The sequence below is a fragment of the Thalassospira sp. CH_XMU1448-2 genome, assembly GCF_037027285.1.
In the GTDB taxonomy this organism is placed as follows: domain Bacteria; phylum Pseudomonadota; class Alphaproteobacteria; order Rhodospirillales; family Thalassospiraceae; genus Thalassospira; species Thalassospira profundimaris_C.
The window spans coordinates 586,763-606,535 of sequence record NZ_JAYMEA010000001.1; the positions used below are offsets into that span (position 1 = coordinate 586,763).

The 19,773-nt window shown below is 52.7% G+C and carries 21 protein-coding genes; 13 read left to right on the forward strand and 8 right to left on the reverse strand.

Annotated elements, in window-relative coordinates:
- The first annotated feature begins 75 nt into the window (after positions 1-75).
- From WA318_RS02750 to WA318_RS02760, 3 genes are read left to right on the forward strand one after another with little or no spacing between them, the layout of a single operon-like run.
- Complete coding sequence (locus tag WA318_RS02750; RefSeq protein WP_114096548.1) at positions 76-354, forward strand: YciI family protein; 279 nt, start codon at positions 76-78, stop codon at positions 352-354.
- 3 nt (positions 355-357) lie between these two features.
- A complete protein-coding gene (locus tag WA318_RS02755; protein WP_336079910.1) occupies positions 358-771 on the forward strand; it encodes an EVE domain-containing protein in 414 nt (137 codons plus the stop codon).
- Positions 768-1,103, forward strand: a complete 336-nt coding sequence (locus WA318_RS02760) for a Rieske (2Fe-2S) protein (RefSeq protein ID WP_336079911.1) — start codon at positions 768-770, stop codon at positions 1,101-1,103. Before WA318_RS02755 ends, WA318_RS02760 begins: the two co-directional genes overlap by 4 nt.
- A gap of 39 nt (positions 1,104-1,142) precedes the next feature.
- Here the strand turns inward: WA318_RS02760 and WA318_RS02765 are convergent, their stop codons facing one another.
- Positions 1,143-1,952 (reverse strand): alpha/beta fold hydrolase, encoded by an 810-nt coding sequence (locus WA318_RS02765; RefSeq protein ID WP_114096551.1) that lies wholly within the window; start codon positions 1,950-1,952, stop codon positions 1,143-1,145.
- Positions 1,953-2,008: 56 nt separating this feature from the next.
- Between WA318_RS02765 and WA318_RS02770 the strand changes: the two genes are divergently transcribed.
- The 4 genes from WA318_RS02770 to WA318_RS02785 all read left to right on the forward strand — a co-directional run bounded on the left by WA318_RS02770 (position 2,009) and on the right by WA318_RS02785 (position 5,457).
- Positions 2,009-3,223: a glycosyltransferase family 4 protein gene (locus WA318_RS02770; RefSeq protein WP_336079912.1), complete on the forward strand. Its 1,215-nt coding sequence runs from the start codon at positions 2,009-2,011 to the stop codon at positions 3,221-3,223.
- A 35-nt stretch (positions 3,224-3,258) separates the two neighbouring features.
- Positions 3,259-4,251: a glycosyltransferase family 9 protein gene (locus WA318_RS02775; protein ID WP_443082635.1), complete on the forward strand. Its 993-nt coding sequence runs from the start codon at positions 3,259-3,261 to the stop codon at positions 4,249-4,251.
- Positions 4,252-4,482: 231 nt separating this feature from the next.
- Positions 4,483-4,998 (forward strand): translation initiation factor IF-3, encoded by a 516-nt coding sequence (gene infC / locus WA318_RS02780; RefSeq protein WP_114096554.1) that lies wholly within the window; start codon positions 4,483-4,485, stop codon positions 4,996-4,998.
- 54 nt (positions 4,999-5,052) lie between these two features.
- The gene (locus WA318_RS02785; RefSeq protein WP_114096555.1) at positions 5,053-5,457 is read left to right on the forward strand and encodes a response regulator; all 405 of its coding nucleotides are present in this window, start codon (positions 5,053-5,055) and stop codon (positions 5,455-5,457) included.
- Positions 5,458-5,568: 111 nt separating this feature from the next.
- On the opposite strand, the gene WA318_RS02790 is transcribed toward WA318_RS02785, so the two are convergent.
- Complete coding sequence (locus WA318_RS02790; protein ID WP_336079914.1) at positions 5,569-6,528, reverse strand: AEC family transporter; 960 nt, start codon at positions 6,526-6,528, stop codon at positions 5,569-5,571.
- Positions 6,529-6,781: 253 nt separating this feature from the next.
- On the opposite strand from WA318_RS02790, the gene rpmI reads away from it, so the two are divergent.
- The 4 genes from rpmI to pheT all read left to right on the forward strand — a co-directional run bounded on the left by rpmI (position 6,782) and on the right by pheT (position 10,951).
- Positions 6,782-6,979, forward strand: coding sequence for a 50S ribosomal protein L35 (rpmI, locus tag WA318_RS02795; RefSeq protein WP_044829755.1), 198 nt, complete (start codon positions 6,782-6,784; stop codon positions 6,977-6,979).
- 17 nt (positions 6,980-6,996) lie between these two features.
- Positions 6,997-7,353 (forward strand): 50S ribosomal protein L20, encoded by a 357-nt coding sequence (gene rplT, locus WA318_RS02800; protein WP_114096557.1) that lies wholly within the window; start codon positions 6,997-6,999, stop codon positions 7,351-7,353.
- Positions 7,354-7,467: 114 nt separating this feature from the next.
- Positions 7,468-8,538 carry a phenylalanine--tRNA ligase subunit alpha gene (pheS, locus tag WA318_RS02805; RefSeq protein ID WP_114096558.1) on the forward strand — a complete coding sequence of 357 codons (1,071 nt, stop codon included), beginning with the start codon at positions 7,468-7,470 and terminating at the stop codon, positions 8,536-8,538.
- Between the two features lie 4 nt (positions 8,539-8,542).
- Positions 8,543-10,951: a phenylalanine--tRNA ligase subunit beta gene (gene pheT, locus WA318_RS02810; RefSeq protein ID WP_114096559.1), complete on the forward strand. Its 2,409-nt coding sequence runs from the start codon at positions 8,543-8,545 to the stop codon at positions 10,949-10,951.
- Positions 10,952-11,062: 111 nt separating this feature from the next.
- Here the strand turns inward: pheT and WA318_RS02815 are convergent, their stop codons facing one another.
- Together WA318_RS02815 and WA318_RS02820 are read right to left on the reverse strand one after the other, a co-directional pair.
- A complete protein-coding gene (locus WA318_RS02815; RefSeq protein WP_114096560.1) occupies positions 11,063-11,536 on the reverse strand; it encodes a hypothetical protein in 474 nt (157 codons plus the stop codon).
- A gap of 150 nt (positions 11,537-11,686) precedes the next feature.
- Positions 11,687-13,735, reverse strand: a complete 2,049-nt coding sequence (locus tag WA318_RS02820) for a sensor histidine kinase (RefSeq protein ID WP_336079915.1) — start codon at positions 13,733-13,735, stop codon at positions 11,687-11,689.
- 542 nt (positions 13,736-14,277) lie between these two features.
- Between WA318_RS02820 and lepA the strand changes: the two genes are divergently transcribed.
- Positions 14,278-16,083 carry a translation elongation factor 4 gene (gene lepA / locus WA318_RS02825; RefSeq protein ID WP_114096562.1) on the forward strand — a complete coding sequence of 602 codons (1,806 nt, stop codon included), beginning with the start codon at positions 14,278-14,280 and terminating at the stop codon, positions 16,081-16,083.
- A 141-nt stretch (positions 16,084-16,224) separates the two neighbouring features.
- On the forward strand, positions 16,225-16,683 hold the full coding sequence (locus WA318_RS02830; RefSeq protein WP_114096563.1) for a heme-degrading domain-containing protein: 459 nt from the start codon (positions 16,225-16,227) through the stop codon (positions 16,681-16,683).
- A 6-nt stretch (positions 16,684-16,689) separates the two neighbouring features.
- Here the strand turns inward: WA318_RS02830 and WA318_RS02835 are convergent, their stop codons facing one another.
- Genes WA318_RS02835 through WA318_RS02850 form a run of 4 tightly spaced genes read right to left on the reverse strand, consistent with a single transcriptional unit; the run spans position 16,690 to position 19,520 of the window.
- A complete protein-coding gene (locus WA318_RS02835) occupies positions 16,690-17,088 on the reverse strand; it encodes a GFA family protein (protein WP_336079916.1) in 399 nt (132 codons plus the stop codon).
- 14 nt (positions 17,089-17,102) lie between these two features.
- Positions 17,103-17,714: a hypothetical protein gene (locus WA318_RS02840; protein ID WP_336079917.1), complete on the reverse strand. Its 612-nt coding sequence runs from the start codon at positions 17,712-17,714 to the stop codon at positions 17,103-17,105.
- 14 nt (positions 17,715-17,728) lie between these two features.
- Entirely contained in the window at positions 17,729-18,475 is a 747-nt protein-coding gene (locus WA318_RS02845) for a PD-(D/E)XK nuclease family protein (RefSeq protein WP_336079918.1), read from the reverse strand.
- A 22-nt stretch (positions 18,476-18,497) separates the two neighbouring features.
- Positions 18,498-19,520 (reverse strand): NAD(P)/FAD-dependent oxidoreductase, encoded by a 1,023-nt coding sequence (locus tag WA318_RS02850; RefSeq protein ID WP_336079919.1) that lies wholly within the window; start codon positions 19,518-19,520, stop codon positions 18,498-18,500.
- Positions 19,521-19,773 lie beyond the last annotated feature (253 nt).

Here is a 19,773-nt window from a genome sequence, read left to right on the forward strand (position 1 = left end):
TGGTTCGGCTTGAGAATGTCGTGTTGTTCTGTCACTTTATGGTCATTGATCCCATAAAGAAGCAGGAAACAGTCCATGCATTTCTATATCCGTTGTGTTGATAAGCCCGGTCATCTTGATGTTCGCAAAGCCAATCGCGAAGACCATCTGGCCTATATCAAAGGCGGTTTTGCCGAACGTATCGTGGCGGCCGGTCCGACCCTTGATCCTGATATGGAAGGCATGAACGGTTCGGTCTTTATCATCGAGTTTGATAAAATCGAGGATGCTCGCGAATTTGCCGCCAATGATCCCTATGCCAAGGCGGGTCTGTTTGAATCCGTAGTCATTCGCCCGTTCAAGAAGGTGTTCTGAGCCATGGCATACTGGCTGGTAAAAACCGAACCGGGAAGCTGGTCGTGGGACGACCAGGTCAGGAAGGATGTCGAAGGCTGGGATGGAGTTCGCAATCATCAGGCTGCCAAGAACTTGCGCACCATGAAGATCGGAGACAAGGCGTTCTTTTATCATTCGGTAAATGAAAAACGCATTGTCGGCATTGTTGAAGTGGTGCGCGAATTCTATCCCGATCCAGGCGATGCCACCGGCAAATTTGTCCAGGTCGATTTCAAGACGGTCGAGCCGCTGAAGACGCCGGTCAGCCTTGCCGATATCAAGGCTGATCCGCGTTTTGCCGAATTGTCATTGCTTAAACAATCGCGTCTCTCTGTGATGCCGATTGATGATGCGTCATGGGCTGCGATTTGTGAAATGGGCGGGGTTGCACCGTGACCAGTCTTGCAGAATCCGGCACGGTTTTATGTGCGTTGCGTGATCTTGATGCCACCGGAGCCAAGGGCATCAATCTTGGCGGAACCGGCATTTTTGTGGTTCGAAGCGGGAGTGATGTTTTCGGCTATCTAAACAGTTGCCCGCATATCGGTGTGCCGCTTGATATGGAGCCTGATGAATTCATCAGCGATTTCGGTGAGGAAATCATCTGTTCCACCCACGGTGCGCGGTTCCGGATCGAAGACGGGGAATGTGTGTCTGGTCCTTGCACGGGGGATGCACTTGAACCGGTCGCGGTGGAAATCAGGGACGAGAACGTTGTTCTCGCCTGATCTGGTTGCCAAACACTTTCAATCTGAGAGGACAGCAGGCTAGCCTGCTGTCTTTGCAATCATTTCATCAAGATGCTTGGTGATGACATCAAGCTGGTCGGGTTCAGACAGGCGGTGATCTCCTGACTTGATCAGATCGACCCGAACGTCATCTGTTGCCAGCGCCTCTGTCAGGCGAATGGCTGTCTGCCAGGGGACATCAGGATCCTGCATTCCCTGTACCAAGCGTACCGGGCAGGCAAGATCAATCGGTTTGCGCAGTAACAGCTGCTCGCGCCCGTCTTCGATCAGGGCGCGGGTGATGGTATAGGGATCGTCGCCATATTCTGTTGGCTCGATCAATGCCCCTTTTTCCATGATCACTTTTTTCTGATCGTCGCTAAATTGCGCCCACATCAGGTCTTCGGTGAAATCAGGTGCGGCTGCGATGCCAACAAGTCCTGCTATCCGTTCTTTGCGGGCAAGGGCTGCCAAAAGCATGATCCATCCACCCATGGATGAACCGACAAGGATTTGTGGTCCGGATGTGATTTCGTCAAGAACGGCAATGGCATCACTGGCCCATTTACCAATTGTTCCATCGGCAAATTTACCCGACGATTGTCCGTGACCGGAATAGTCAAAGCGGGTATAAGCCACCCCCTGCCGAATGCAGTGCGCTTCAAGATGGGTTGCCTTGGTGCCGGTCATGTCCGACATGAAGCCACCAAGGAACATAACCCCGGGAGTATCAGGCGCCTGTACGTCAGATGGCTTGCCCGGTACGTGATGGTATGCGATTTTCAAACCGTCAGTCCGGTTAAGATATTCGGGCTTTTTACGCTGTGGCGTCGGCATGTCATGGGTCATCCGGGGCGGAATCCTTGGGTGTTGATGGTTGGAGTTGCATGAGCGCGTCAGAAGTAATGACAGAAACAGTCTATCGAACCGAGCCCCAAGCGCAAGACGGGGACTATCGTCCTGCCGTGATCTTGCAGGTGCTGCCCGAACTTGATGCCGGTGGTGTGGAACGCGGAACTGTCGATATTGCACGTGCCATTGTTGATGGCGGTGGCAAGGCACTTGTGGCGTCCCAGGGCGGCCGTCTGGAACGCGAGCTGGCGCGTTTTGGTGCGAAACACATCACTCTGCCGTTAAAATCAAAGAATATTCTGGTCATGCGCCGTAATATCGATGCGCTGGTCAAGCTGATTCGCGAAGAAGGCGTTGATATTATTCATGCCCGGTCACGTGCCCCGGCCTGGAGTGCCTATTTCGCTGCGCGCAAGACGGGTATTCCGTTTGTGACAACCTTCCATGGTACCTATTCAGGACACAACAACCCGTTCAAGCGTCGCTACAACGCAATCATGACCATGGGTGATCAGGTGATTGCGATTTCCAAGCATATCGCCAATCACATCAACAAATATTACAAGGTTGACCCGGAGCGCCTCAACATCGTTCCACGCGGTACGAATATCGATCTTTTCAATCCGGAAAATGTCAGCCAGGAACGGTTGATAGCCCTTTCGACCCAATGGCGTCTGAACGGTGAAGAATATGTGATCATGCTGCCGGGCAGGTTGACACGCTGGAAGGGGCAAATTTTTCTTATTCGGGCATTACCAGCTGTTCTTGAAGAACTGGGACACCGCAAGGTGCGTTGTCTGATTGTCGGATCGGATCAGGGGCGTACGGCGTATCGAGAAGAACTGTTGCAGCTTACCCGCAAGCTTGGTCTCGAGGATGTTGTCCATATCGTCGATCACTGTGCTGATATGCCTGCAGCTTATATGCTGGCCGATGTTGTGGCTTGTCCGTCAATTGAGCCGGAAGCATTCGGGCGCATTCCATCCGAAGCACAGGCAATGGGACGACCGGTGGTTTCAACCGCACATGGTGGTGCGATGGAAACGGTGCTGCCCGGTGAAACCGGCTGGCTGGTGAGTCCGAATGAAGTTGATCAGCTGTCGCGTGCCCTTATTCAGGTTCTTAGCTTGACTCCGGAAAAACGGGCGATCCTTGCCACCAAGGGCCGCAATCACGTGATCGAGGAATTCTCGCTCGAACAAATGGCAGAAAGAACCTTGCGTGTTTATGCCAAGGCGCTCAAGCGCGTTATCAGGAACGCGGTATGACCGACCAGAAAATCGAAAGCGAACAGGAAACTCCGATGTCGGTCATCGAAGATGAAAGCTCTCTCCAAGCTGCAGACCTGCCCCGCCAGCGTATCCTTGTGATCAAACTGTCCGCGCTTGGAGACGTTGTTCTGGCGATGGGGCCGTTTGCGGCAATTCGTGCAGCCCATCCGGATGCGCATATTACCGTTCTGACCACGCGTCCCTATGTCGATCTGATGAAGGCGAGTGGTTATTTTGATTCGATTGCGATTGATCGTCGTCCCAAGTTGAGCCAGCCGCGCGAAGTTCTTGCGCTGCGGCGGTTTCTGCGGAATGGCAAGTTTGACCGGGTGTATGATCTTCAAACGTCAGATCGCAGCGGCTTTTATTACAAACTGTTCTGGCCGGGCCCGAAGCCGGAATGGTCGGGTATTGCCCGGGGATGTTCGCATCCCCACGCCAATCCGCATCGTGATTCCATGCATTCAATTGACCGCATGGCGGAGCAACTTCTGGATGCAGGTATCAAGGATGTGCCGGCTCCTTACCTTGAAGGACCGGATATTGATCTGGAACGGTTCGGCATTCGAAGCCCGTTTGTTTTGATTTGTCCGGGCGGTGCACCACATCGTCCGGCAAAACGCTGGCCTGCCGAACGTTTTGGTCTTCTGGCCAAGAAACTTGCCGATTATCGCCTGACGCCGGTTCTGATTGGAACCGATAAGGAAGCCGAGGTGCTCAACAAGATTGATCAGATGTGCCCAAAGGCCCGCAATCTGATGGGGCGTACCGGTTTCCTTGAGATTGCATCACTTGCAGCGCGGTCGGTTCTGGCAATCGGGAATGATACCGGGCCGATGCATATCGCAGCCGCCGCAGCTGCACCTTCGATCGTGCTGTTTTCGAACGAATCCGATCCGAAACTCAGCGCGCCACGCGGGATCGGGAAAGACGCGGTAAGTGTTATTCGCGAGAGCGATCTGCGGCAGTTGACCGTAAAGCGGGTGATGGATGAAGTCCGGCGCCGCCTTGATCTGACCGATTAGGAAATCGGTGCGGGTGGCGTTATTGGTGCTCCTGAATGAAAGGCCCGGAAAATGGCGCTTTGCGACCAGTGTAATTGCCTAAAAACATTGCTTTCTGAACGCATGCGGATATGCTAGGTCAGGTTGGAACGAAAACACTGTTTGATCAAGCAGTGTATTTCGTCGTTTCTGTTTCTGACCGATTTGTTTGATTACCATAGGAGATTATCCATAGCACGACCACGCAAACCGATGCAGCCGACCAAGGAAGGTCCGCGCGTCAATGAGGATATCAAAGCCCGTTCCATCTGTGTTGTCGACGCCGAAGGCAATATGTCGGAGCCGATGACGGTGCGTGAAGGCATTGAAATGGCAGCGGAAGTCGGACTCGACCTGGTCGAAGTTGCGCCCAATGCCGAACCGCCTGTGTGCAAGCTGATCGACTACGGCAAGTTCAAATACGAACAAAGCAAGAAGCAGAACGAGGCCAAAAAGAAACAGAAGGTTATCGAGGTCAAGGAGATCAAGCTCCGTCCGAACATCGATACCCATGACTACAATGTCAAACTGCGTGCTGCGCAGAAGTTTCTTGGCGGTGGAGATAAGGTGAAAGTTACGTTGCGCTTCCGCGGACGTGAAATGGCTCACCAGGATCTCGGTCTTGGCATGTTGCAGCGTTTTTCGGGGGATCTTGAAGACCTCGCAAAACCGGAAATGATGCCAAAGATGGAAGGCCGTATTATGATTATGGTGCTGGCGCCGCGTTAAGACGCGGCGTTTTGCCGTTCTGCCCCAAAAGGTCCAAGCCAAAGAGGGAATGCCATGCCAGCAGGAAATGATCTTCTGATCGTTGGTGTCGACGATGACCCGAAAAGTCTGGTCTTGCTGAAACGAATCGTCGAGAGCGGCGGGTTCACGTTTCAGGGTGTTTCCTCTGGCAAGGATCTTCTCAAACTTTTGAAGACCAAACGTCCTCGCATCATTCTGATGGATATCATGATGCCTGACATGAACGGGTTTGAAACCGCACTTAATGTGCGGACCCATTTCCCCGATCTGGCCTGTGCGATCATTTATGTCACCGCCCGTCAGGGCGAAGAAGACTTGCGTGGCGGTGTTGCCGCAGGTGGCAATGACTTCGTTCTCAAGCCGATTAACCGTGAAAAACTGATGAGCCGAATCGAGAAATGGATCGGCCGCGCACATACTATTAAAACGGCTGTTTAGCTGTTTTTCACGGCCAAGCGACAATTTCCGATGCGATCAGCAAAATAAAATTGTGTCGCGACCAAGCGGAGCGGGTCGTGACAGTTTTGAGCGTCGCGCCTTTTCTGTGGTTCAGGGGGCAACGCTGTCAAGCAATGCAATAATCGGATCGATATACAGCGAGAAGATCGAAAAGGTGATGACACCAAGGGCTGTCGTTACCAGCACAATCGATGAACTGCGTACGATATACCGGTCATAAGTCGTCGCAACGACAAAGACATTGCCCGCTGTTGGCAGGGCCGCAAGCAGGAAAACAGCTTTGGCTTCAAGGCCGGTCACGGTCCCGACCAGATAGAATCCGATAAAAACAATCAGCGGATGGATCACCAGTTTGGCAATCGACATTGCAGCAAGCTCTGCCCGTTTTTCGGCAATCGGGCGACCGACAAGGGCAACGCCAATGGCAAAGAGTGCCGCCGGTCCCGCACTTCGACCAAGCAATTCAAGCAGATAGTCGACGCCCTCGGGCCAGCTGAGGTCAAGCAAACTGGCAATCACGCCTGCAATAATGGCCAGAACGACCGGATTGGTCAGCGTTCCGCGAATGATTTTGCCAAGGGAGTTTCTGCCCTGCGCATGTTTTGCACCCTCAAGTAAAAGAAGCGAAAGTGACAGCATCACAATCAAGTCAAAGGCAAGGGCCACAATCAGGGGCACGGTGGCCTCGGGGCCCAGCAAACCGATAATCAGCGGCAAGCCCATAAAGCCGACATTGGACATGGTTCCGGCAAAGGAAAACAGTGTCTGACTGGTTGGGTCGAGATCAAAGAATTTGGCGGCAACCAGTCGGGTCAGGCCATAAACAACCAGTGTTGCCCCGCCATAGGCCAAAAGGATGTCAGGTTGCCAGATTTCAGCCGGTGTACGGGTGGCAAGGGCGCGGAACAACAGGGCGGGCAGGGCAAAATAAAAGACGAACCCGTTGATGCCACGCATGCCTTCAGGCGTGACGATCCTGAATTTCCCGCCGAGCCAGCCAAGGCCGATCAGGGCAAAGAATGGCAGAATGATAGACGTAATTTGTGACATGTGATCAGTCAGATAGCTGAAACCGGGATGCGGGCGGACAGGCAAATATGCCAGACAAAGGCACAATGGCGGGTCTGGGCCGCAAAATGCAAGGGGAAAGGGGCGAATTGGCCCTTGAAAAAGGCTATCCCGGAGTCTATAACCACCCGTCCCCAAAACAGGTGGTGAGGCTGGAAGAACTGTAATGGTCCTTCAGGGCATGCCCAGCCGCCGAAGGGGATTTCGTTTTCATTGCTTATGCAAGGATAGAAAAATGCCCAAGATGAAGACTAAATCGAGTGCGAAAAAACGCTTTCGCCTGACTGCAAGCGGGAAGGTCCGTCACAACGTGGCAAACAAGCGCCACCTTCTGACTGCGAAACCGACCAAGATGAAGCGCCAGGCTCGTGGCACGGAGATCCTCTGTGACGCAGATGCCCGCATCGTCAAAAAATTCCTGCCGTACGGTTAAGGTTGAAGGAGAGTTAAATGGCTCGTGTAAAAGGGGGCGTGACTTCTCACGCTCGTCACCGCAAGGTTATTAAGGCTGCCAAGGGTTACCGCGGTCGCCGCAACAATACTTTCCGCACCGCCGTTCAGGCTGTGGAAAAAGGTCTGCAGTATGCATACCGCGATCGTCGCGTTAAGAAACGCCAGTTCCGCTCGCTCTGGATCCAGCGTATCAACGCTGGCGCACGTGAGAACGGTCTGAGCTATTCGCAGTTCATGAATGGCCTCAAAAAGGCTGGCGTTGAACTGGACCGCAAGGTGCTTGCTGACATCGCAGTACGTGAGCCGGAAGCTTTCAAAGCTCTGGTTTCCCAGGCGCAGGCTGCACTCGGCTAATAAACCTTTGTTAAAAGGTTTAATCGGCACTTGCCTGATTTGATCGGGGGCGGCCATATTGGCCGTCCCCTTTCTTTTTGTAATTTTTAAACCCAAGCCAAAGCGTCGGAAGTTATGGAAAACATCGAAGCATTGCGCGAAGAGGTTCTGTCGGAAGTCGAAAAGGCAGTTGATCTTGCTGCCCTTGAAGAAGTCCGCATCAGCGCCCTTGGCAAGAAAGGCCGTATTACCGGCCTTATGAAAAACCTTGGCAAGATGGACCCGGATCAGCGTCGTGAATTTGGTCAGACGCTGAACCTTGTCAAAGACCAGGTAGCAGGCGCAATCGACACCCGCAAAACCGCCCTCGAAGATGCGGCCCTTGAGGCACGCCTTTCGGGTGAACGGATCGACGTCACCCTGTCATCGCGCCCGGATGAAACGGCGGGCCGTATTCATCCGATCAGCCAGACGATTGATGAAATTGTCTCGATCTTTGGCGAGATGGGCTTTGCTCTGGCCGAAGGGCCGGATGTTGAAGACGACTTCCATAACTTTACTGCGCTTAACATTCCGCCGGAACATCCGGCGCGTGAAATGCAGGACACCTTCTATCTGCCCGAACAGGAAGATGGCTCGCGCCTTGTGCTGCGTACCCATACCTCGCCGGTGCAGATCAGAACCATGCAGAGCAAAACTCCGCCGATCCGCATCATCGCGCCGGGTCGCACCTATCGTTCCGATAGCGATATGACACATACCCCGATGTTCCATCAGGTCGAAGGTCTGGTGATCGACAAGAAAACCCATATGGGTCATCTGAAGGGCTGCCTGCTTGAGTTCGTCAAAACCTATTTCGAACTTGATGATGTGCCGGTGCGCTATCGCCCGAGCTTCTTCCCGTTCACCGAGCCGAGTGCCGAAATGGATATCGGCTGTTCGCGCAAGGGCGGCGAGCTGAAAATTGGTGAAGGCGATGACTGGCTCGAAATTCTGGGCTGCGGCATGGTTCATCCGCGCGTCTTGGCGGCTTGTGGTCTGGACCCCAATGAATATCAGGGCTTTGCCTTTGGTATGGGAATCGAACGTATCGCCATGCTGAAATACGGCATTCCTGATCTTCGCACCTTCTTCGATACCGATCTGCGCTGGCTGAAACATTATGGTTTCGTGCCGCTGGATGTACCGAACATGGTAAGGGGCTGAGATTATGAAATTCACACTTGATTGGCTGAAACAGCACCTTGATACCGATGCTTCGATCAAGGTGGTTGCCGAAAAACTGACCGATATCGGTCTTGAAATCGAAAATGTCACTGATCGTGCAGCAGCTCTTGCTGACATTCGTGTCGCCTATATCGAAGAAGCAGGTCAGCACCCGGATGCCGACCGCCTGAAACTGTGCCGGGTCAATACCGGTGACAAGATCATCCAGGTCGTCTGTGGTGCGCCAAATGCGCGCACGGGTCTTAAGGTTGCTTTGGCACAGCCGGGCGCGATCATTCCGATTGATGGTTCCAAGCTGAAGCCGGGCAAGATCCGTGGCATCGAAAGCCAGGGTATGATGTGCTCCACCCGTGAGCTTTGCCTGGGTGAAGACCATGACGGCATCATCGAACTGCCCGAAGATGCAGAAATCGGTGCGCCGGTTGCAGGCGTTCTCGGTGCTGATGATCCGATCATTGAAATCGGCCTGACCCCGAACCGTCCCGATTGCACCGGTGTGCGCGGTATTGCCCGCGATCTGGCAGCAGCAGGCATCGGCACGCTTAAGGCCGATCCGCGTCAGGAAGCGGTTGCCGGTTCGTTTGACAGCCCGATTGGCGTCACCATTTCCGGCGAGATCGCTGAAAACAATGCAGTTCCAGCATTCTACGGTCGCTATATTCGTGGCGTGAAAAATGGCGAAAGCCCGGATTGGCTCAAAGCCCGTCTTGAGGCCATCGGCCTGCGTCCGATTTCGGCGCTGGTTGATATCACTAATCTTGTGACCCACGATCTTGGCCGTCCGCTGCACGTTTTTGATGCCGACAAACTGTCGGGTGACATCAATGTTCGTTACGCGACCGACGGTGAAAAGCTTGCTGCCCTTGATAACAAGGAATACGAGCTTTCCGATTCCATGGTTGTCATTGCCGATCAGGCAAAGGCACTTGGCATCGGTGGCATCATTGGTGGTGAAGAAACCGGTTGCCTTCAAGAAACCGTCAATGTCTTCGTCGAATGCGCACTGTTTGACCCGATCAGCATCGCCAAAACCGGTCGCAAGCTTCAGGTCAATTCCGATGCGCGCTATCGTTTCGAGCGTGGCGTTGATCCGCAGTCGGTCGCATGGGGCATGGAAGTTGCCACCCATCTGATCACCGAGATCTGTGGGGGTGAAGTCTCCCACGTCGTCAAGGCAGGCGACGTTCCCAATCCGCGCAATGCCTTTGATTTGCGGATCGACCGGATTCTTGAGCTGGGCGGTGTTGCTGTTGATGCCGACCGCGCGATTGAAATCCTCACCGCTCTTGGCTTTGAGGTCAGTGGTTCGGCACCGGTCATTACCGCTGTTGCCCCGACCTGGCGTCCGGACATCATCGGTGAAGCCGATCTGGTCGAGGAAGTTCTGCGTATCGTCGGTTATGACAAAATCCCGACTGTTCCGCTTGAACGTGAAACCAGTCTTCCGGTCCCGGCTCTGTCACCGATGCAGAAACGTGTTGGTCTGACCCGTCGCATTCTGGCGTCGCGTGGTCTTTATGAAACCGTGACCTGGTCCTTCACCGATTCACGCTGGGCAAAACTGTTTGGCGAACTCAAGGAAGGCCTGTTCCTTGCCAACCCGATCAGTTCCGATCTGGATGTCATGCGTCCGAACGCCCTGATCAACATGATCGCAGCAGCCGGCCGCAATCAGGCTCGCGGTTTTGCCGATCTTTCACTGTTTGAGGTTGGTCCGGAATTCTTTGGTGACCAGCCGGGTGATCAGCGTCTGGTGGCGGCGGGCCTTCGTGCAGGTTCGACCACCCAGCGCAGCTGGACCGGTTCGCGTCGTGACGTTGACGTCTTTGACGTCAAGGCCGATGTCGAAGCACTGGTTGATGCACTTGGGACCAATGCCGCAAACCTTCAGGTCAACACCGAAGGTGCACCGGCCTGGTATCATCCGGGTCGTTCGGCGGCCCTGCAGCTGGGTCCGAAAAACGTTCTTGGCTATTTCGGTGAACTGCACCCCAAAGTGCTCAAGGCGCTGGGTGTCAAAGGCCGTGTCGTGGCGTTCGAACTGTTTGTTGAAAACATTCCGATGCCAAAGAAAAAAGGCACTGCCCGCCCATCCCTGAACGCATCAAGCTTCCAGTCGGTCGAGCGTGACTTTGCCTTCCTGCTTGATAGCGACGTCAAGGCCGAGGCGATCATCAAGGCTGCGCGTGGTGCAGACCGTAACCTGATCACCGAGGTTACAATCTTTGACCTTTATGCAGGCAAAGGTATCGAAGATGGCAAGAAATCACTCGCTTTCTCGATCACCTTGCAGCCGACCAAGGCAACCCTGACCGACGAAGAAATTGAAGCGGTCAGCAAAAAGGTTGTTGATGCGGTTGAAAAGGCAACAGGTGGATCGTTGCGCGCCTAGGCGTCTTCCACATCCCCGATAACAAAGCGGGCTGCCCTTATCCAGGGGCAGCCCGCTTTTGTTTGGGATGAGTTACGGGTTGGTCATATATCTGGCCCGACCGGGTCAAATTTACCGACCGGGGCGTTTTCGCAAGATGGCATATTCATCTTCATCAAGATCAAGTGCGATCAGGTCCGGGCCATTGGTAAAGATGTGCCATTCCATATCGGTGTCATCGCATTCGATGGCCAGCTGATCCATCATGGTGTTCCACACGCACCTTTCGCGATCATCATTGGCTTCAAGGCGGCCTTCGCCATTGTCATAAAGATGCATGACCAGAAGCTGTTCGTCTTCGTCAATGGAATAGACGGCATATGTTTCGTTTGCAAAACGGTAATTGATTTCTGCGCCATCAAGGCGTCTCCAACCGCGTGGCAAGGGCTCACCCGGTTCGTGATTGGCAAAGAAGTAGGCCAGCTTTTGCATGTGGCTGTCATTCATGGTCCGCATGTCAGAACCACACGCGCCCAGCGTGAGCACGCCCAGCATGGTGACAAGAACGGATATTCGCGACCGTGATAGGGCGGGTATTGTGAACATGCATTACTCCTTTGGCCACCACAGGGCAGCTTTTACCCGGCTGCTCCGATACCAGCTTATCCAAGCAATATGCTTGCCACTCAGGACTCGCAAAAGGTGCACGGATCCTTTGCCTGCGAGATGTGATCGGTCGGGTGTTATGGTCGGGGGTTATTCGGGTCGATTGACACGCAGGGTAAAAATGATGGTTGTGCCCGGATCGCTGACCGGGCGGCTGGTATCAAGCCAGATGCGTCCGCCATGCTGTTCGACAATCTTGCGACACAGCGATAATCCAAGCCCGGTTCCGGAAAACTCGTCTTTATGCAGGCGCTGGAACAGGCGGAAAATGCGTTGTGCATGTTCCGGATGGATGCCAATCCCGTTGTCCCGAACCGAAAACCGCCAGAAGTCGCCCAGTACCGGATCGGGTTCGACCGTAATTTCAATATGCGGGGGGACTCCCGGGCGGCGATATTTGATGGCGTTGGATAGAAGATTCTGGAACAGGCGCGAAAGGGCGATCCGGTCCCCCTTGATCGTGGGCAGATCATCATGGGTGATTGTCGCGTGTTCCTGGCTGATCACGGCCTTAAGGTCTGCCTGTGCCTCGTTGAGAACAAGGTTGCAATCAATCTCGGTAAGGTCTTCGCTGGTGCCGGTTTTGGCATATTCAAGCAGATGGCTGATCAGCTTGTGCATCCGTTTGGCGCCATCAACCGCATAATCGATATATTCGTCAGCTTCCTGATCAAGCGTGCCGCCATAACGACGTTTGAGAAGCTGGGTATAGCTTGCCACCATGCGAAGGGGTTGTTGCAAGTCGTGAGACGCGACATAGGCGAATTGTTCAAGATCCTCGTTGCTGCGTTTAAGCTGATCAAGGGTATCGCGTAGCTTGTTGGCATTCTCGACAAACTCGGTCACGTCACGTGCACTGGCAAAGGTCATGCCGTCAATCGGCCCAATACCCCGCCAGGCCAGCCAGCGTACCGATCCGTCATGATGGCGTACCCGCAAGATTGTTTGCCCATCCCCGATCATGATGGGCCCGCCGCTCTGGCCAAAGGCTGTCATCGCCGATTGCTGGTCTTCGTGTTCGAACAGGTTAAAGAAATTCATGCCGGTCAGGTCATGAAGTTTCGGACCAATCAGCTCTTCAAGTGCCGGGCTGAATCCACGCAAAATGCCATCCTGATCAACGGCAATTGATGGTTCCGGTGTATGCCGAAGATAGGTCTCAAACGGATGGCATAATTCCTGTTGCTCGGCAGTTTCCAGAAGCAGCACGGAAATGATGTCGGCGTCATTATCCTTAAGGCGTTGCGCCATCAGATAAAAACGCTGTGACTGCTGGGCGGTAACCCGAAGATCGACCATTGCTCCGATCCGTTCGGTCGGCCAGTTGTTATCAATCAGTGGGCCTTTGAGCTTCGCGCGCGATGACGGTGAAAGACGATCAAGGAAGTCGGTCATTAACGGACGCACTGTCTCGTCCGTCGGGCCAAGGATTTCCGGCCAGTTCAACTGGGTGCTGAGCTTTCCATCCTTGCTGTCAACCGGCCAGCTGATTACCGCGCAGCCGCATTGCGACAGGGTGTTTTCGGTTTCGCTGAAATGCTCGGTCAGATTGATCGCACGCAGATGCTGGCGTTTCAGGCGCTGCCACAGCCAGAATGACAGGCCGCTCATGATGACCAGCGCCATGACAAACATCAGGGCATGCAAAATGATGGCCTGACGCCAGTTTTCCATCATCACACTGCGCGGGGTATAGGCAACAACAATACGGTCAATGTCATGAAGCTTGCTGTAAGCCATGATCATGACCTGCTGATTGTGAACACATAGCAGGGACGCACGATCAGCTTTTTGTTCGCGAATAAAGTCTGACAGATCACCGATCAGATGCGGCGGGATAAAGCCCTTGATCTGATGAAATTCTTCATCAAGGACACCGATGGTGATGGTGGAATTGTCATCAACAATCTGTTGCAGATCGATATCCTGATGCTGAAACAGCATCAGACCAAGCCGATATGCCGTTGCCTCAAGCTCGGCGCGGGCGTGATCAACTGCACTGTCATAAAGCGTTTTCTGGATAAAGAAGAACGAAAACAGCAAGACAAACACGCCCGTCAGGGTCAGGGCTGCGAGCCTTTTGCGCAGTTTAACCAGACTGCGCTGGGACAGGGATGGCTCGATGGATGTCATGAACATGTTTTCAGCGTATCCCTGTCAGGATGGTTTCAGGTTTCCACCCTTGAAACCTATGTTCTTTTCGTGTGGTTGAAAAGATGACAAACAGATGAATTCATGGGTGCAAACAAAGAAAAAGTCTTTATCCACGCCAGTTTGGCAGTTCTTTGATGTGTTTGGCGCCAATCGGCACCGGTTTGATCAAAAGGCCTGCGTGCCAGACATGTGAATTCGTTGGGGGCGAAACACAACACAACGCTTCTAATTCCGGGCAAAAACCCCTATAAACCCGCTGGTGATTGATCCGGGAAATTGAAAAGACAGTTTTCCGAATGATATGGCGATCACGCAAGGCGGGTTTTCCTGTTCATGCCAATCCGGCAATCGGATGTGATCCGGCCTCTGAGTCGCGGCCTTTGGGTGCGCAGACCGGGGCGGAACGCAACAGGACAGCTTGCTGATTGCGCCGAACGTATCAGCCCGGTTCGGGTGATCACACCGTTTCGAAACAAATGTGCCACGCGGCGAAATGCCAGCCAATTTTAGTGCCAGAAGCAGCCAAAATGACTGACCTTAAGAACATTCGTAACTTTTCGATCATCGCGCATATTGACCACGGTAAATCGACCCTGGCCGATCGTCTGATCCAGTTGACCGGTGGCCTGACCGAACGTGAGATGGCCGATCAGGTTCTCGATTCGATGGATATCGAACGTGAACGTGGCATCACCATCAAATCTCAGGCCGTACGTCTGAAATATACCGCCAAGGATGGGCAGGAATATACGCTCAATCTGATGGATACGCCCGGCCACGTTGACTTTGCCTATGAAGTGTCGCGCTCGCTTGCCGCGTGCGAAGGATCGCTTCTGGTGGTTGATGCTGCGCAAGGCGTAGAAGCACAGACACTGGCCAACGTTTATCAGGCGATTGAAAATAACCACGAAATCGTTCCGGTCCTGAACAAGGTTGACCTTCCGGCGGCCGAACCCGACCAGGTCAAGGAACAGATCGAGGAAGTGATCGGCATTGATGCTTCGGACGCAGTGATGATTTCAGCCAAGACCGGTCTTGGCGTTCCCGATGTGCTCGAAGCACTGGTTCATCGTCTGCCGGCACCGACCGGTGATGCGACCGCGCCGCTTGAAGTTTTGCTGGTTGATAGCTGGTATGACACCTATCTCGGCGTGATGATTCTGGTGCGTGTGAAGGAAGGGACGCTCAAAAAAGGGCAGAAAGTCCGCTTCATGAACGCCAAGGTCAGCCACACGATTGAACGTGTTGGTGTCTTTACGCCAAAACCGCTGGCGCTTGATGAACTGGGCCCGGGCGAGGTTGGCTTTATCAACTGCGGTATGAAAACCGTTGCCGAATGCGAAGTCGGTGACACCATTACCGAAGAAAAACGCCCCTGCGCCAAGCCGCTGGCCGGTTTCAAACCGTCCATTCCGGTGGTGTTCTGTGGTATTTTCCCGGTTGATACCAGCGAATATGAAGTGCTGCGCGATGCGCTTGAAAAGCTGCATCTCAATGACGCGTCCTTCCAGTTCGAACCGGAAAACTCGACCGCACTTGGACTTGGTTTCCGCTGTGGTTTCCTTGGTCTTCTGCATCTTGAAATCATTCAGGAACGCCTGGAACGCGAGTTCGAGCTTGATCTGATCACGACGGCACCGTCGGTTTCCTACAAGATCACCATGACGAAGGGCGAAGAAATCCTGCTGCATAACCCGGCAGATTTCCCCGACGTCACCAAGGTCAAGACGATTGAAGAACCGTGGATCAAGGCATCGATCATGGTTCCGGACGAATATCTTGGCGGTATTCTGACCCTTTGCACCGAACGTCGTGGTATCCAGCTTGATCTGACCTATGTCGGGAACCGTGCAATGGCGGTTTACAAACTGCCACTTAACGAAGTGGTGTTTGACTTCTATGACCGTCTGAAATCGATTTCGCGCGGCTATGCAAGCTTCGATTACGAGATTGCCGGTTATGACGAAAGCGATCTGGTCAAGGTTTCCATCCTTGTGAACGAGGAACCGGTCGATGCGCTGGCGCTGATGGTGCACCGGTCGGCGGCTGAATATCGTGGTCGCGAGATCTGCAAGCGTCTCAAAGACCTGATCCCGCGTCAGATGTTCCGTATCGCCATTCAGGCCGCCATCGGTGGCAAGGTGATTGCTCGTGAAACCGTATCAGCACTCCGCAAGGACGTGACGGCAAAATGTTATGGCGGTGACGTTTCGCGTAAACGTAAACTTCTTGAAAAACAGAAGGCCGGTAAGAAAAAGATGCGTCAGTTCGGCAAGGTCGAAATTCCGCAGTCGGCCTTTATCAATGCGCTCAAGATGGGCGACGAAAAATAGACCGAAATTACGATATCGAAACAAAGGCTGTATCATATTGTTGATGCAGCCTTTTTTCTTTGCTGTTTCCAGTATCCCTTTTGCTGGGGTATGGATGGTTCAAACCGACACTTTGCGACATATCTGCCCAAGGAGCCTTTCATGGATCTCGACCTTCTCGCCAGACAGGAAGCAAAACTGATCTTTGATCGCTTTGATGAGGATACGGCTTGGGCGATTGGTACCAAACTCTTTGCGGTGGCAAAGACGCAAAACGCCCCGGTGGTAATTGATATCCGCACCCCGGACCGCACACTGTTTCATGCAGCCCTTCCGGGTGCCAAGCCGGCCAATGATTCTTGGGCGCGGCGCAAAAGCAATCTGACCTTGCGCGAACATGAAAGTTCGATGCGTTTCGGGCTGGCGCTTAAGGCCAAGGGCAAAACACTAGCCGATCACGGGGTTGATTTCGCCGATTTTGCCGATCACGGCGGCAGCTTTCCGATCCGGGTTGCCGGTGTCGGGGTGATTGGCGCCATTACAGTTTCGGGGCTGGCATCACACGAAGATCACGGCATGATTGTCGATGTTCTGACCAAACATCTTGGCGTTTCGATCTGATCGAACTCAGTCGAGATGTTCGATGTCGGGATCAATTCCGGCAAAGCTTTCAAGGGCGGTGCTCATCCACAGATGTTTGCGGGCCTTGAACGGACGGGGGTCATCAAAACTGCCAAGGCGGAAATCAATCTCGCTGTCTTTGGCACCATTCCGCCAAGTCAGGCTTGATCCGCATTTCGGGCAAAATCCACGGAACTTACCGGGCGAGCTTTCATAATCGGTTGGCATGCCATTCCATGTGACGGCACTGGTCGGAAAGCAGACAAAGCTTGAAACACCCGAACCGCTATCCTTGCGGCACATGCCGCAATGGCAATGATTGCTGCCAATTGGATCACCGGAAGCAACAAAGCGCACCGCGCCACAAAGACATCCGCCGGAGTGCGTGTGTAAGGTATTATTCATTTACTTGAAGCCTATCAGCGATATGATTGAATTCTCTCCAATGCATCCGAAGCAGCGGCAACCAGCGGGGAAAGATCTAGTGACTCAGCTCTTATTTCAATCAAACGTGCTTTTGTCCAAGCAGTGCTGTCTTCCATTTCTGCTAGTGGCCATGCTTCCGACAAATCGAGGAAAGTAGGTGCACCATGACTATCCTCAAAGTTCAAGCTTAACTGAATACCGTATTCAGGAGTCATCGAAATTCCTAAGGTAAGAATTTTAGTCTCGCTGTAGATGGTGAAACATTTTCCAAACCAAGTGCTGTCCCAAAGAGATTTAGGGTCGAAGTTTTGTACCATCTCCTTTTGTGTTTTCTCAATAGTCCACGCATCAGGCAAAAATATACTATGAGACAGCTCAAGTCGCGGGCTCCAAATAGTAGTCCAGAGGTCAACCATGACTGCTGCGTGTTCACATTGAGTTTGATATGCAAATAGATTGGCACGGTAGAATTCTTTTAAGTCGGACCATTGTACGTTTGAAGGAAGAGCCCCTTTTTTGAGACTTAAAAGGTGGTCAACTGTGGTTTTGACGGTGGAATTATTGAAGTATTCGAAAACGCTTTTGGGGATTTCTAAGTGTGTCATGCGATACGAATTTCCTAATGTGTTTTTCGTGTGCCTGATCGATCCCAAAGTGTTCGTCTAAATCTTAAAAACTCTTTGTCATCGTGGCGGGTTGAACGCACTTTTTCGTATTCTATTAAGAGATGTTGCCAAGATATCCATTTCCAGGATGTGTTGCGGCTTAATGCTCTGATTAGATTTGAATTTTTCGAAATGGAGACAACAAATAGATAGATTTTGTCGTCATTTTTTATCTGTTTTTGTAGGTGCTTTCGATAACTTGGAAGCTGTCCTCTAGTGATTTTATATTGAAATTTTGCTTCTATCGCCAAGCCATGCTTTTGGTTGTTTTCATCATGCCAAATGATTGACAGATCGATACGCTTTGATTCGCTTGTTGGCGCTTCTGCTTTAACTTCCGGATTATTAACATTCGTCGCAATGCCAAATGCGAGCAAGAAATCCTGAACTCTTGCTTTTTTTTGCAGAGCTGATCCAGCGTTCAAAAAGTACTCAAAGCCCTTGGTGGACTGAGTTTCAATTAGGGACAACCATTCATGCGGAGAAGCTGAGAAAAAATGGTTAGGCTTCTCTATTGAATAAAGCTTTTGCAGATTCTTGTGGCTCTCTTCCCAAGAGGGTGGCTCCCAGTTATGTAGGAAACTTCCGCAAATAAAGCGTTTCACGTCTCCTTCTAAGATACTGCCAATAGAATGAAGCGGAGCAGGGTCAAATGTAATTTCCAGCTTATCTGCTAGGAGTTTACAGCTGTAATTCTGCATTTGCTTCACCCCAAAGAGCTGTTTATTCGTTGGGAACACCCGTGGTGGTCGAATATTCGAAGTGGAATTCCTTGTCCGGGAACAGATAGGAACGTGCAGCATGGATTGCGCTGGCCCCTTCGGCAAAGCCCGACAGGATCAGTTTCAATTTGTGCTCATAGGTCGCGATATCGCCAATCGCAAAGATGCCGGGAACCGACGTCTGCATGGTCGCCTGGGTCACACCGATATGGTTTTTATCAAGGTTCAGTCCCCAATCGGCAATCGGACCAAGTTCCATGGCAAGGCCAAAGAACGGCAGAAGATGGTCGGCTTCAAGTTCCAGCTCTTCGCCCTTAAGCGTTGCGACAACAACGTGGGAAAGCTGTCCGTTTTCCCCCTTAAGGCCCTTAAGCTGATAGGGGATGACCATTTCGATCTTGCCAGCTTCTGCCAGTGCCTGAAGCTTTGCGCTGCTATCGGGTGCTGCACGGAATTTCGGGCGACGGTGCACGACCATGACTTTTTCAGCCACGTCATGAAGCGACAATGCCCAGTCAACGGCCGAATCGCCGCCACCGGCAATCACGACTTTCTTGCCTGCGAAATCGGCACGACGTTTGACGTAATACTGAACGCCACCCGACCCTTCGTAATCTTCGAGGCCCTCCATCGGGGGCTTGTTCGGGCCAAAGGCCCCGCAGCCTGCGGCAATTACAACCGCACCCGCATCAATGACCGTGCCGATATTGGTTTCAAGCGTGAAACGGCCATCATCGCGTTTTTCAAGTTTGATGACCTGCTGGCCCAGATGATAGGTCGGCTCAAACGGTTCGGCCTGTTTGGCAAGCTGGTCAATCAGGTCCTGACCGGCAATCTGCGGATGGGCCGGGATGTCAAAAATCGGCTTTTCCGGATAGAGCGCACTGCACTGGCCGCCGACCATTTCAAGCGCATCAACCACATGGGATTTAAGCCCCAGCATACCGGCTTCGAAAACCGCAAAAAGCCCAACCGGGCCTGCGCCAATAATGGCAATATCGGTGCTGTGTGATGCGTCTGACATATTCATTCCATCCAAATAAAATCAAATTTGGGCTCGGTTCGATCTTCGGCCCGGCGGTGTGCGGGAAATCTGTTCATCGCGAAATAACATCTGGGGGCATATATCGCAATGTAAACCGGGCGAATTCGGGTTGTTTGGCTGGAAATGCTGTGTGCCTGATCACGACCACGTAAAATCTCACGACCACGTAAAATCATTGCGAATGGTGGGCCTCACACCCTACAAAAGAGGACATAAACGCATCCTGTCGCCA

Excerpts from the sequence above, each read along its gene's own strand:
- WA318_RS02750 (WP_114096548.1), top strand. The coding sequence starts at position 76 with ATGCATTTCTATATCCGTTGTGTTGATAAGCCCGGTCATCTTGATGTT.
- WA318_RS02755 (WP_336079910.1), top strand. The coding sequence starts at position 358 with ATGGCATACTGGCTGGTAAAAACCGAACCGGGAAGCTGGTCGTGGGAC.
- WA318_RS02765 (WP_114096551.1), bottom strand. The coding sequence starts at position 1,952 with ATGACCCATGACATGCCGACGCCACAGCGTAAAAAGCCCGAATATCTT.
- WA318_RS02770 (WP_336079912.1), top strand. The coding sequence starts at position 2,009 with ATGACAGAAACAGTCTATCGAACCGAGCCCCAAGCGCAAGACGGGGAC.
- WA318_RS02775 (WP_443082635.1), top strand. The coding sequence starts at position 3,259 with ATGTCGGTCATCGAAGATGAAAGCTCTCTCCAAGCTGCAGACCTGCCC.
- infC (WP_114096554.1), top strand. The coding sequence starts at position 4,483 with ATGCAGCCGACCAAGGAAGGTCCGCGCGTCAATGAGGATATCAAAGCC.
- WA318_RS02785 (WP_114096555.1), top strand. The coding sequence starts at position 5,053 with ATGCCAGCAGGAAATGATCTTCTGATCGTTGGTGTCGACGATGACCCG.
- WA318_RS02790 (WP_336079914.1), bottom strand. The coding sequence starts at position 6,528 with ATGTCACAAATTACGTCTATCATTCTGCCATTCTTTGCCCTGATCGGC.
- rpmI (WP_044829755.1), top strand. The coding sequence starts at position 6,782 with ATGCCCAAGATGAAGACTAAATCGAGTGCGAAAAAACGCTTTCGCCTG.
- rplT (WP_114096557.1), top strand. The coding sequence starts at position 6,997 with ATGGCTCGTGTAAAAGGGGGCGTGACTTCTCACGCTCGTCACCGCAAG.
- pheS (WP_114096558.1), top strand. The coding sequence starts at position 7,468 with ATGGAAAACATCGAAGCATTGCGCGAAGAGGTTCTGTCGGAAGTCGAA.
- pheT (WP_114096559.1), top strand. The coding sequence starts at position 8,543 with ATGAAATTCACACTTGATTGGCTGAAACAGCACCTTGATACCGATGCT.
- WA318_RS02815 (WP_114096560.1), bottom strand. The coding sequence starts at position 11,536 with ATGTTCACAATACCCGCCCTATCACGGTCGCGAATATCCGTTCTTGTC.
- WA318_RS02820 (WP_336079915.1), bottom strand. The coding sequence starts at position 13,735 with ATGTTCATGACATCCATCGAGCCATCCCTGTCCCAGCGCAGTCTGGTT.
- lepA (WP_114096562.1), top strand. The coding sequence starts at position 14,278 with ATGACTGACCTTAAGAACATTCGTAACTTTTCGATCATCGCGCATATT.
- WA318_RS02830 (WP_114096563.1), top strand. The coding sequence starts at position 16,225 with ATGGATCTCGACCTTCTCGCCAGACAGGAAGCAAAACTGATCTTTGAT.
- WA318_RS02835 (WP_336079916.1), bottom strand. The coding sequence starts at position 17,088 with ATGAATAATACCTTACACACGCACTCCGGCGGATGTCTTTGTGGCGCG.
- WA318_RS02840 (WP_336079917.1), bottom strand. The coding sequence starts at position 17,714 with ATGACACACTTAGAAATCCCCAAAAGCGTTTTCGAATACTTCAATAAT.
- WA318_RS02845 (WP_336079918.1), bottom strand. The coding sequence starts at position 18,475 with ATGCAGAATTACAGCTGTAAACTCCTAGCAGATAAGCTGGAAATTACA.
- WA318_RS02850 (WP_336079919.1), bottom strand. The coding sequence starts at position 19,520 with ATGTCAGACGCATCACACAGCACCGATATTGCCATTATTGGCGCAGGC.